At 40.1% G+C, this 12,006-nt stretch carries 16 protein-coding genes; all 16 read left to right on the forward strand.

Features of this window, described 5'->3' with window-relative positions; all coding sequences use genetic code 11:
- The first annotated feature begins 12 nt into the window (after nt 1-12).
- The 16 genes from GSQ84_RS00320 to GSQ84_RS00395 all read left to right on the forward strand — a co-directional run bounded on the left by GSQ84_RS00320 (nt 13) and on the right by GSQ84_RS00395 (nt 11,987).
- Nucleotides 13-159, forward strand: coding sequence for a hypothetical protein (locus tag GSQ84_RS00320; RefSeq protein WP_158795256.1), 147 nt, complete (start codon nt 13-15; stop codon nt 157-159).
- Between the two features lie 116 nt (nt 160-275).
- Nucleotides 276-1,613, forward strand: a complete 1,338-nt coding sequence (locus tag GSQ84_RS00325) for a DEAD/DEAH box helicase (RefSeq protein WP_158795257.1) — start codon at nt 276-278, stop codon at nt 1,611-1,613.
- Between the two features lie 2 nt (nt 1,614-1,615).
- Nucleotides 1,616-1,885, forward strand: a complete 270-nt coding sequence (locus GSQ84_RS00330) for a hypothetical protein (protein ID WP_158795258.1) — start codon at nt 1,616-1,618, stop codon at nt 1,883-1,885.
- A gap of 110 nt (nt 1,886-1,995) precedes the next feature.
- Nucleotides 1,996-2,331: a gliding motility protein GldC gene (gene gldC, locus GSQ84_RS00335; protein WP_158795259.1), complete on the forward strand. Its 336-nt coding sequence runs from the start codon at nt 1,996-1,998 to the stop codon at nt 2,329-2,331.
- A gap of 21 nt (nt 2,332-2,352) precedes the next feature.
- Entirely contained in the window at nt 2,353-2,763 is a 411-nt protein-coding gene (locus GSQ84_RS00340) for a hypothetical protein (RefSeq protein WP_158795260.1), read from the forward strand.
- Between the two features lie 134 nt (nt 2,764-2,897).
- Nucleotides 2,898-3,557, forward strand: a complete 660-nt coding sequence (locus GSQ84_RS00345) for a heme exporter protein CcmB (protein ID WP_158795261.1) — start codon at nt 2,898-2,900, stop codon at nt 3,555-3,557.
- Nucleotides 3,558-3,674: 117 nt separating this feature from the next.
- Nucleotides 3,675-4,334: a cytochrome c biogenesis protein CcsA gene (gene ccsA, locus GSQ84_RS00350; protein WP_158795428.1), complete on the forward strand. Its 660-nt coding sequence runs from the start codon at nt 3,675-3,677 to the stop codon at nt 4,332-4,334.
- 16 nt (nt 4,335-4,350) lie between these two features.
- Nucleotides 4,351-4,557, forward strand: a complete 207-nt coding sequence (locus tag GSQ84_RS00355; RefSeq protein ID WP_158795262.1) for a CcmD family protein — start codon at nt 4,351-4,353, stop codon at nt 4,555-4,557.
- A 153-nt stretch (nt 4,558-4,710) separates the two neighbouring features.
- The gene (locus GSQ84_RS00360; RefSeq protein ID WP_158795263.1) at nt 4,711-6,132 is read left to right on the forward strand and encodes a Glu/Leu/Phe/Val dehydrogenase; all 1,422 of its coding nucleotides are present in this window, start codon (nt 4,711-4,713) and stop codon (nt 6,130-6,132) included.
- A 168-nt stretch (nt 6,133-6,300) separates the two neighbouring features.
- A complete protein-coding gene (gene msrA, locus GSQ84_RS00365) occupies nt 6,301-6,957 on the forward strand; it encodes a peptide-methionine (S)-S-oxide reductase MsrA (protein WP_158795264.1) in 657 nt (218 codons plus the stop codon).
- Nucleotides 6,958-7,183: 226 nt separating this feature from the next.
- Complete coding sequence (locus tag GSQ84_RS00370; RefSeq protein WP_158795265.1) at nt 7,184-7,594, forward strand: cytochrome c maturation protein CcmE; 411 nt, start codon at nt 7,184-7,186, stop codon at nt 7,592-7,594.
- Between the two features lie 5 nt (nt 7,595-7,599).
- Nucleotides 7,600-10,068, forward strand: coding sequence for a heme lyase CcmF/NrfE family subunit (locus GSQ84_RS00375; protein ID WP_158795266.1), 2,469 nt, complete (start codon nt 7,600-7,602; stop codon nt 10,066-10,068).
- On the forward strand, nt 10,069-10,836 hold the full coding sequence (locus tag GSQ84_RS00380) for a Rossmann-like and DUF2520 domain-containing protein (protein WP_158795267.1): 768 nt from the start codon (nt 10,069-10,071) through the stop codon (nt 10,834-10,836). It begins immediately after the preceding gene.
- A gap of 27 nt (nt 10,837-10,863) precedes the next feature.
- Complete coding sequence (locus GSQ84_RS00385) at nt 10,864-11,196, forward strand: 2Fe-2S iron-sulfur cluster-binding protein (RefSeq protein WP_158795268.1); 333 nt, start codon at nt 10,864-10,866, stop codon at nt 11,194-11,196.
- Nucleotides 11,197-11,217: 21 nt separating this feature from the next.
- Nucleotides 11,218-11,460, forward strand: a complete 243-nt coding sequence (gene iscX / locus GSQ84_RS00390; protein WP_174238619.1) for a Fe-S cluster assembly protein IscX — start codon at nt 11,218-11,220, stop codon at nt 11,458-11,460.
- Nucleotides 11,460-11,987, forward strand: a complete 528-nt coding sequence (locus GSQ84_RS00395) for an HAD family hydrolase (RefSeq protein ID WP_158795269.1) — start codon at nt 11,460-11,462, stop codon at nt 11,985-11,987. Before iscX ends, GSQ84_RS00395 begins: the two co-directional genes overlap by 1 nt.
- The last annotated feature ends 19 nt before the right edge of the window (nt 11,988-12,006 follow it).

Raw genomic sequence — 12,006 nt, forward strand, 5'->3', positions numbered from 1 at the left:
ATTTATAATGATATGAAAACAAATAAAGTTACCCTTGGTCAAAAGACAGTTGTCAAAATTGATCATAGCTTAGACAAATTTAAAGACATGAATTTATTTGAAAAGAAAACAGCAGAGTCTGCTGCGGTTTTGCTAAGAGCGAAACTTACTTTTAGATAGTTATGGTAAGCTTAAGCGTATAATTTCAAGGTTTATGCGCTTAAGCTTTAATTAATTGCAAAAGCTTAAAATGTGTTTTCCCCAATAGCTAATCCAGATTATACTATATTTGCAAAATGTCGAAAACATTCGAAGAGTTTAACCTTAACAGACAGATTTTAAATGCTGTTGCTGATGCAGGGTTTACAGTTGCTACTCCAATACAAGAAAAAGCAATTGCACCGGTTTTATCCGGACAGGATATTTTTGGCATTGCTGAAACCGGTACCGGTAAAACAGCAGCCTATGTGTTGCCTATATTAATGCAGTTAAAATATGCCCAGGGAGATGCTGCGCGTGCTTTAATTCTTGCGCCAACGCGCGAGTTAGCTATGCAGATCGCTGAACATGTAAAAATATTTTCAAAATATACTGACCTGCGTTCTGTAGTGGTATTTGGGGGGATTGGACCGAAAACACAGATTGAGCAGATCAAAGCAGGGGTAGATATTATTATTGCTACACCAGGACGTTTCCTTGATATATATTTATCAGGACACATCAATACCCAATACCTGAAATTCCTGGTGTTGGATGAAGCTGATAAAATGATGGATATGGGCTTTATAGGTTCTATTCACCGTATTTTGGAAGTGGTGCCGCGCAGAAGACAGAATTTGCTTTTCTCTGCCACCATGAGTGAGCTGGTGCATAAAATTGCCGGGGATTTCCTGAAAAACCCTACCATTATTGAGGTGGGAGAGCAGGCTACGCCTGCGCAGACCGTAACCCAGGTTTTATATCAGGTGCCGAACTTTAAAACCAAGATCAATTTGCTCCAGCATTTGCTGAAAAATGATGTTGATTTTAAAAGGCTGATCATTTTTTGCAAAACCAAAACTGTTGCCGATAACATACACAGCTTTATTGTACGCCGTTTTGGCGAAGAAGCCGTTAGGGTAATTCATGCCAATAAAGGGCAAAATACAAGGATCAATTCCATCAATGCTTTTAAAGAAGGAAATTTACGTGTGCTCGTGGCTACAGATGTAGCCTCCAGAGGGATCGATGTTGCTGAGGTAAGCCATGTAATAAACTTTGATGTGCCGATCATCATTGAAGATTATGTTCACCGTATCGGCCGTACGGGCAGGGCATATGCTAAAGGAGATGCATTGACCTTCTGTACCGAAGCAGAAACCTACTACGTCAGGAAGATTGAAAAACTGATGCGTCAAAACATTCCTGTAATTCCTATACCAGAGGAAGTTTTTATTGAAGAAACGCCCTTTGAGGAAAAACAATTCATTGCCAGGGAGATTGACAATCAGAAGAAAAAAGATGATCCTGACTTTAAAGGTGCCTTCCATGAGAAGAAACACGCCGCTGCCATTGCTACGGCGGCTGCCGCTGCTGCAAAGAAAAAAGCGGATAAAACCCCGGCCTGGAAAAAGAGAAAATTCAAAAAAACTTAGTCTTGAAATTAACGCCATTAAATATAGCCACTTCGGCTTGCCTGGTACTGGGAGGGTTTCTTCTGATTAGCCCTGCGCAGCAAATGCCGGTTCAAAAGGGAATTAACGGAATGGTGATTGGCCTTTGTTTTTTAGCTGCAATTATTGCATTCATTTCAGATCTAATTTTCCGGAAGTTTATACCTTTGCTCCGAAATCTATGGGTAGTAGAATGTGCATTTATTGTATTTACCCTGGTTTTAATGGTCATTATGAAGATGACCATTGCTTAATAAATTAAACAAACATATTCTTTAATGAAACCTGCACAAGCTAACAGCTTGCGAAAATGAATAAGCCGATGCAAGCTTCATAACCTTTAAAAAAAAACAATTATTTACTGATGAAAACAGCAGAAATTAAAATAACGGTAGAGTTAGACGATAATAATGTCCCTGAGAATTTATTATGGGAATCTACAGATGCAGAAAAACAGGAAAAAGTACCTGTTAAGTCTATGATGCTTGCTTTGTGGGATCACAATTATAAAAACTCAATGCGTATTGATCTCTGGACTAAAGATATGCCTGTTGATGAGATGAAAAGATTCTTTTATGAAACCCTGCAAACTATGGGCGATAGCTTTTTAAAAGCTACAGGAGAGAAATTAATTGTTGAAGATCTGCGTGACTATTGTGCACATTTTGCAGATAAGATGGGAATAGACCAGGGTAAATAATTTCCTATAATTCATAACCTGATGAGAACGCAAGGTGTAATTGGAGCCGTAGTTATGGCTGTAGGCGGCATGTGTCCTTTGGTACATGTTCCTATCATAGGAAACTGGAACTATTTTGGGATAGATATTTCTTTAGGATCAGTCTATTATGTCATTGTAGTTTTAGCTTTATTGGGTGCTTTTTTAAATAAAACAGATTTGATGCGCGGTTCGGGCTGGACAGCCATCGTTTGGGTGATACTCACTTTAGCTGCGGTATGGTTTAAATCTCACGACTATTTTAGTTTCATTCATTTCAGGAACCTGATCAATCTCGCTTCGCGGGTAGTAAAATATAAATGGGGATGGATGGTCATCATTGCCGGTGCCCTGGCTTTGATTACCGTTAAAAAACCAGCTGTAAAGTCTGAGTTTTCCAGCTTACCCAACTAATCTTCTAGTGCTGCCGGATAATCCGGCGGCATTAAATAGCCATTTATCAGGGGAGTACAATAATATTGGGATTTCAGCTGCAAATTGCTGCTGGTTTCAAAAATAACCAACGATAAAATTATCTTTGTTACGAAATGCAATTAGTAAAAGAAGTCAAATTTTTAATTGGAAAAGAATTGTTGCTCGAGTGGCGTTCAAAGTATGCATTGAATGGGGTAATACTTTATGTAGTATCTACAGTATTTGTCTGTTTTTTATCGTTTAGATCCCTTAAGGGGGTTACCTGGAATGCCCTTTTCTGGATCATCATGTTATTCGCTTCGATCAATACGGTTTCAAAAAGCTTTCTTCAGGAAAGTAAGGGCAGGCAGTTATACATTTACACGATAGCAAGCCCATTGGCACTGATCATTTCAAAGACCATTTACAATATCTTTTTAATGCTGTTGGTTACATTCATCGCATTAGGATTTTATCTGCTGGTATTTGACTATACACCTCAGGATATGGGCTTATATCTGCTGGCTGTGGTGCTGGGAAGTATAAGTTTTTCTACCATTTTTACCATGATCTCTGCTATCGCTTCTAAAGCAGGTAACGGAGGGATGCTGATGGCAATTTTAAGCTTTCCGGTAGTTATCCCGGTAATCATCATGCTGATCAAGCTGTCAAAAAATGCGGTAGACGGACTGGATAGGAGTGTGAGCCTGGATGAAATAGCTACGCTGGTGATTATCAATGTACTGGTGGCTGTATTTTCTCTCTTGTTATTTCCCTATTTATGGCGTGATTAACCTGATTTACAATAATTAACCGAAATATATAAAGCTTTATTACCTTTGAATTCTCAAATTTCAGACTGATCAGCACTACAGATGATCCGTTTAAAAGGCGATCTTAAATCTAAAATAATGTATAAATCCTGGTGGAAAATTTTAGGGTCAGTACTGGTAGTTTACTCTACTATAGCAGGCTTCCTGTTTACAGTACCTCCTTTACCTATTCTGCATCAAAGCATTAGAAATTTATATTTCCATGTGCCGATGTGGTTCAGTATGATCACACTTTTCAGTATTTCCGTATACCACAGCGTTAAATATCTGCGCACCAACAATGAAGAAGATGATTTGAAGTCGGTTCAAAGTATCAACGCCGGGATTGTGTTTGGTATACTAGGCCTGGTTACCGGTTCTGTATGGGCGCGTTTCACCTGGGGACAAGCATGGAGTTTTGATGTAAAGCAGAATTTTGCGGCCATTGCCATGTTATTGTATTTTGCTTACCTGGTATTGAGAAATGCGATTGATGAAGAGCAAAAACGTGCAAAGATCTCTGCTATCTACAATATTTTTGCTTTTCCAATGATGGTCGTGTTACTTTTTGTACTGCCAAGGTTATCAGACTCACTTCATCCGGGTAACGGGGGGAACCCGGGATTTAATGCCTATGACCTGGATAGCCATATGAGAATGGTATTTTACCCTGCATGTGCAGGCTGGATCATGATTGGCGGATGGATCTACAGCATATTATTTAGAGTTGCCTCTTTAGAAAAAAAGAAATTAGTATAAATCAATTTAAGGAATTATGAAAAAAATATTAACCACCCTGTTGCTGCTCCTTGTTAGTGTACAAATATTCGCTCAGGGTGAAGGATCTGCCGTTGCAGATACTTTAGCAGGATCTGATAAAATCTACGTTGTTGTTACCTGTGTCACCCTAATTTTATTAGGATTACTCATTTTCCTGTTCTCTGTAGAGCGAAGAATAAAAAAATTAGAAAAAAAATCTTAATACAAAATCTATTTTTAAAGCCTTTAACAGAGGTTTTTGATCGATTTTATCAAATTGTTGGAGTTACACTAAGTTATTATTTATTTGTATTAATCATTTTTTTTAGTGCAATTTTGCACCCGTAAAAGAATAAATACTCTAACCAAATAAATAATGGCTACTACAGCAAACGAGACAACTTTCTTTACAGATGTCTGTAAGAATTTTGATAACGCAGCACAATTCACTGGGCACCCGGATGGATTACTCTCCCAAATTAAAGCTTGTAACAGTGTGTATCGCTTCCAGTTTCCTATCCGCAGGGGTAATGGATTCGAAGTTATAGATGCATGGCGTGTGGAGCACTCTCACCATATGAGTCCTACAAAAGGAGGGATTCGTTACAGTGAGATGGTAAATGAGGATGAGGTAATGGCACTGGCAGCACTGATGACTTACAAGTGCGCAATTGTAAATGTTCCTTTTGGCGGTGCTAAAGGGGGAATTAAAATCACTCCAAAAAACTACACCGTAGCAGAATTGGAGAACATCACCCGCCGTTACACAACGGAATTAATCAAAAAGAATTTTATTGGCCCTGGTATTGACGTTCCTGCTCCCGATTATGGATCTGGCGAGCGTGAAATGAGCTGGATTGCCGATACGTATATGACCATGAACCCAGGTCAGCTGGATGCCCTTGGTTGTGTTACCGGTAAACCTATTGCCCTGCATGGTATCCGCGGACGTAAGGAAGCTACCGGGCGTGGTGTTGCCTATGCCGTAAGGGAATGTGTGCGGATTACGGAAGATATGGAGAAAATTGGCCTTAAGGCTGGTTTAGGTGATAAAAGGGTTATCGTTCAGGGATTAGGAAATGTGGGTTACCACTCCGCAAAATTCCTGGCTGAATTTGGTGCTACTATTGTTGGTCTTTGTGAATACGAAGGTGCCATTTACAATGAGAACGGGCTGAATGTTGACGAGGTTTTTGCGCACCGCAAGCTAACAGGTTCAATTTTAGGTTTCCCGGGAGCTAAAGAATTTAAAAATCCGATGGAAGGTTTGGAGCAGCCATGTGACATATTGGTTCCTGCAGCACTAGAAAATCAGATCACTGTTCACAACATCAAAAACATCAAGGCGAAAATCATCGCTGAAGGTGCTAATGGTCCTTGTACGCCAGAGGCGGAAGAGATCTTTACAGAAATGGGCGGTATCATCATTCCTGATATGTATTGTAACGCCGGTGGGGTAACGGTATCTTATTTTGAATGGTTAAAAAACCTTTCTCACGTAGCTTTTGGCCGCATGGAAAAACGTTATGCAGAAAACTCTAACGCTAACCTGATCAATACACTGGAAAGCTTAACCGGACAAAGCATACCATCAGAACACAGGTTGATGATCGTTAAAGGTGCTTCTGAACTGGAACTGGTAAACTCCGGACTGGAAGATACGATGATTCATTCTTATCATGAGATCAGGGAAACTTTAGTCACCAAGCCTGGTATACAGACGTTAAGAACGGCTGCATTTGTCGGGTCGATCGATAAAATTGCAGTTTCTTATATGAACTTAGGTATTTGGCCATAGGTCAGATTTTTTGAATATGTTTAAAAGGGGGATCCGTAACGTGAGAACGTTGCGGATTTTTTTTGTAAAAAAAAGGAGCTTCAATATGACATTCAGGTTGAAATGCCGGGCATGCAAATTCCGTATATTGGTTGTCACAGGATGGAATTATCCAAAATCAAGATACCGATGAAAGCAGGTTTTTTTTTATTGTCAGTAGCCCTATTCTTAAATGCATGTTCAGGGAGTCAGAAAATAGCGAGTAACAATGGTTTTGCCGTGCTGCCCAAACCAACTTCTTCAGAAGCTGTTGCTACCTTTGCCGGCGGTTGTTTCTGGGCAATGCAGGAAAGCCTGTTTCAGCTAAAAGGGGTAAACACAGTAATCAGTGGATATGCCGGGGGAAGCACTGTTGATCCAACCTATGCAGAAGTATCGATGCAAAATACAGGGCATGCAGAATCTGTACAGGTATATTATAATCCACAGGTGATTTCCTATGAAGAGCTGCTGCGTGCATTTTTCTTTGCCCATAATCCTACAGAACTGAACAGGCAAGGACCAGATGTAGGGCCTGAATACAGGTCAATTGCTTTTTACCGTAATCCGCAGGAATTGAAATCAATTTATAAAGTAATGTCAAAAATGCAGGCAGAAAAGGATTACAACGGACAATTTGTAACAGAAGCAGAACAATTCGGCGTTTTTTATCCGGCAGAAAGCTCACATCAGGATTATTATGAGCGGAATCCCTGGGATCCCTATATCAGAAGTGTTTCCAGGCCTAAAGTTTTGCATGTAAGGGCAGAAATGCCACAATTGATTAAAGCAGAATACCTTAAATAGTATATGTCCCTGCATTTATGGCAGGTGCCCTGATTTTGTGTAGTTTTTTTGTCAGCCAACTATCAATATTTTGTCATCTAAAGCATTAGGTACCTCCGACTAGGTATAAGGTACTTATATTTTTTATCTTTGCGTATTGTTTTATTTTGTGATGCAGTGCGGCTGCAGCAAAACGAAGCCGCCGCTCAAGGCTATTGAATAGATAAAAAAACAAAATAATATACCGATGAAGAAAAGTGCAATTATTGGCTTGATTACAATTGCGATCTGTGTTTGTTTCCTGGTGAGCTTAAATGCTAAAACCAGTAATTATTCAACCTTTACCGAAGCGGCTAAAGATGCTGGTGAATTTCATGTAATGGGGCACTGGGCAAAAGACAAAGGTACTTTTTATGACGCTTTTAAAGACGCAAACCATTTCTCTTTTTATATGAAAGATGAAAAAGGTGATGTTAAAAAAGTAGTCTACAGTGGAACTAAGCCACAGGATTTTGAGCGTTCAGAAAAACTGGTACTGGTTGGCAGTATGAATGGCGGTACGTTTTATGCATCAAAGATTTTAATGAAATGCCCTTCAAAATACAATAACGACCTGGTAGAGATCAACCAGAACGGACAGGCTCAAAAATACAAATAATCTTAATGGACATTCAATTTACAGGAGAGACCCTCCTCCCCGGCAAAGTTGGGCAGTTTTTTATTGTTTTAGCATTTGCAGCTTCACTGCTTTCAGCTATTTCCTATTACTTCGCCACACAAAATAAAGACCTGTCAGATAAATCCTGGCTTCGGATCGGGCGGATTGCATTCCTGATTAACTTTGCAAGTGTAATTGCTATTGGTTCTACACTGTTCTATTTGATCCTTAATCATTATAACGAATACTATTACGTTTATTCCCACTCTTCCAAATCGCTTCCTGTATATTATATTGTTTCTGCTTTTTGGGAAGGCCAGGAGGGAAGTTTCTGGTTATGGGCTTTTTGGCAGTCACTGCTGGGAACCATACTGATGTGGAAAGCTAAGTCGTGGGAAACCGGTATCTTAACCGTAATTGCTTCTTCACAGGTGTTTCTGACCTCTATGTTACTGGGGATTGAAATTTTCCATTACCGTGTTGGCAGTTCTCCTTTTATCCTGCTAAGGGATGCCGTAAACCTGAAAGAAATGGGGCCGGTAGTATTTGCCGATGCTGCAAATTATAGAAATTACCTCAAATTTATTACCGACGGAAGAGGGTTAAACCCACTGTTACAGAATTACTGGATGGTGATCCACCCGCCAACATTGTTCCTTGGTTTTGCGAGTATGGTTGTACCATTCTCTTATGTAATTACTGCGCTTTGGCAAAAAAGATATAAAGAATGGATTAAACCTGCCCTGCCATGGGTACTGTTTGCGGTAATGGTATTGGGTACAGGGATTATTATGGGTTCCTTCTGGGCCTATGAAGCACTGAACTTTGGTGGTTTCTGGGCTTGGGACCCTGTAGAAAATGCATCATTTATTCCATGGCTAACTTTAATCGGAGCACTGCACGTGATGATCGCTTTCAAAAATACAGGTCATGCTTATTTTACTTCCATTGCCCTGGTACTGATTAGTTTTATCCTGGTATTGTATGCTTCTTTCTTAACCAGAAGTGGTATCCTTGGAGATACATCTGTACATGCTTTTACAGATCTGGGCATGTCTGGTCAGCTGGTGATCTTTAATGTGGTGTTTTTAATCCTTCCGGTAGTCCTGATTATTTTAAGATGGAAAGAATTACCTATTACCAATAAAGACGAAGAAACTTATTCAAGAGAATTCTGGATGTTCATTGGGGCACTGGTAGTTACTGTTTCCTGTATTCAGGTGATCTTTTCAACTTCTGTTCCGGTATTTAATAAATTATTCAGTACCAACTTTGCACCTCCAATTGACCCGGTGAAATATTATAACCAGTGGCAGGCACCGTTTGCTATTCTGGTAACCCTAATATCGGGCTTCTCCCAGTTCCTGAAATATAAACGTACAGATCTTCGTAAGTTTTACAGTGGATTGGTTGCCACTCTGGTTTTCGCGGTGATCCTGACTGCCGCCTTTGTGTATATAACCGATGTATACCATAACCTGATCTATATCCTGCTGTCGTTCAGCTGTATATTTGCGATTATGTCTAATGCCAGGGTACTTTCCCAGGGACTTACAGGTAAACGCAAACTGGTCGGAGCGGCTGTTGCCCACATCGGATTTGCCTTATTACTGATTGGCGCTTTGGTTGCTGCGGCAACGAGTAAGCCTGTTTCCATCAATGCCTCCAACTTTATTCCTGTAAAGGATTTTGAAAAGGCAGATAAACCGGGTGAAAATATAGTGCTTTACAAGAACGAACCTAAAAAGATGGGTAGTTATACGGTCACTTATACCAGTGATACAACCATTGCCCCAAATACATACTACAAGCTGAACTTTAAAGTTTACGACCCTGCAACGGGTAAACTTAAAGAAGATTTCGATTTAAATCCCCGTATTCAGATCAATGAAAAAATGGGACTGATCGCTTCTCCTGATACAAAACATTACCTGACCCATGATATCTATACACACATCACCAGTGCTCCCGACAAAAGGGAATCACATGGAGAGATGGATGCAGAGAGTGACGAAACGAATTACAAAAAACCACGTGTAGTTACCGTAAGTGAAGGTGATACTTTACATACCAGCAGTGGTATCCTTACTGTAAAAGGCCTTAACTTTAAACCTACGGCGAAAAGTTTGGCACTTGCTCCTGGTGATCTTGCTGTTGGGCTTCCACTGGAAGTAGATTTGAATGGTAAGATTTATAAAACAGAACCTATCTTCCTGGTAAAGGGTAACAATACATTTGATTTTGCCCGTAACATTACTGATTTGGGATTGAGACTGAGGTTCACTAAAATATTGCCTGATCAAAAGAAAGTAGAATTGCAGGTGTTTGAAAAACCTCAGCAAGCTAAAGACTGGGTGGTATTTAAATCTATTGAATTTCCATATATCAATATCTACTGGTCTGGTTTAATTGTTATGGTGATCGGCTTCCTGATCTCTATTTTCAGAAGACAAAAAGAAATTAAAGCGGCCTAAATGAACATTGTTTGTATAGGATCAGGAAATGTGGCAACACACCTCGCCATCGCTTTTAAAGCGATGGGGGCTGAAATCGTACAAGTATGGAGTCATGACAGCCGAAATGCGGAGATCCTTGCAGCGCTAACTAAGGCGAAACCTTTTCATCGCTGGGAAGATCTTGACCAATCTGCCGATTGTTATGTAATTGCTGTTAAAGACGATGTTATTGCTTCAGTTGCTTCGCATCTAAAAGATGTAAGAGGTATTGTAGTTCATACATCAGGAGCAACTGCCATGGATGTTCTGGCCGGTACAGGAACTGGTTATGGTGTACTTTATCCCCTCCAAACATTCTCCAGAACAAAGTCTTTAGATTTAACCAGCGTGCCTTTTTGTATTGAAGGTAATAACGAGGGAACGCTGGAGAAAATAGCTGCTATTGCACAATTACTCAGTTCGCATGTTTCTGTGGTGAGTACAGATCAGCGTAAAATCCTGCACCTTGCCGCGGTTTTTGCCTGTAACTTCAGCAATCACCTTTATGAACTTAGCAGCAAACTTCTGGAAGAGCATCAGCTAAAATTTGATCTGCTGAAACCATTGATTATGGAGACCGCAGAAAAAATCAGATATGCTAAGCCGTTTGAAGTGCAAACTGGACCTGCAGTGCGGAACGACCAGCAAACCATCAACAACCATTTAGATTTGTTAAAAGATTCTCCCGAATTACAGCAAATCTATCAAACACTAAGTAACAGCATAAAAAAAACACATCTATTGTAGTTTTTGTGCTTATTTTTGTGAGCAATTATGAATATTTTCCAGCTAAAAGTCAGTTTTGAAGAGAAGGATAAGGAACCGGTAATATTGCCTATTGCAGGCGGAGAATCTGTTCTTGAAATCTGCCTCGATAATGGAATTGATTTGCAGCATAACTGCGGTGGTGTTTGCGGCTGTAGTACCTGCCACATATATGTCACTAAAGGAATGGATAACATTCAGGAAATATCAGATAAAGAAGAAGACTTTATCGACAGGGCTGTTCGCCCGAGGATCATTTCGAGGCTAGGCTGTCAGTGTGTGGCAGAAAGTGGTGATATTGAAGTATTGATTCCCGATCAGTCAGAATTTTTAGGTCACTAATTAACCCGAGTAAATAATACTATGCTGGATAAATTTGCTTTACCCGTTCACTGGCAGGATCATGAAGATATTGCACAGGAGTTATATGAAAAATTTGGTAATGAGTTTAATGAAGCTAAAATCTATCGCATCAGGTTTACTGAATTGGTAGAATGGGTGCTGGCCTTGCCAAACTTTAAAGGTACAAGAGAAGAAAGTAATGAAGGTCACCTGGAACAGATCCAGTCTGCCTGGGTTTACGAATGGAGGGATAATCAGGACTAATGTTACTGCAAAAACTAAAAGATATAACCACCTTCGTCTTTGATGTAGATGGGGTATTAACCAGCGGTGATGTACTTGCAGCTGAATCGGGAGAGCTGTTGCGTACTTTTAATATTAAAGATGGTTATGCCTTACAGCTGGCCGTTAAAAAAGGGTACCATGTCTGCATCATTTCTGGCGGCAGTGGTCAGGCTATGCAGAAACGCTTTGCGGGATTAGGTATACCTGAAGTTTTTTTAGGGGTTTCTGACAAAGTAGTTGTCTTTAATGATTACCTGGAGCGTAACCATCTCAGTGCTGCTGAAGTATTGTATATGGGAGATGACCTGCCCGATTTTAACGTGATGAAGCTGGTAGGAATCCCTACCTGTCCTGCTGATGCTTCCCCCGAAATTAAAGCCATCAGTCAGTATGTTTCTCCTTTTAACGGGGGCAAAACTGCTGTAAGGGACGTGATAGAAAAAGTACTTAAAGTGCAGGGCAGATGGTTTGATCCCAACCCTTCTGCAGCCGATTCCAGCAAATAAGTTACAAAAGACATTTAAA

It is taken from the genome of Pedobacter sp. L105 (assembly GCF_009765875.1).
Classification (GTDB): Bacteria; Bacteroidota; Bacteroidia; order Sphingobacteriales; family Sphingobacteriaceae; genus Pedobacter.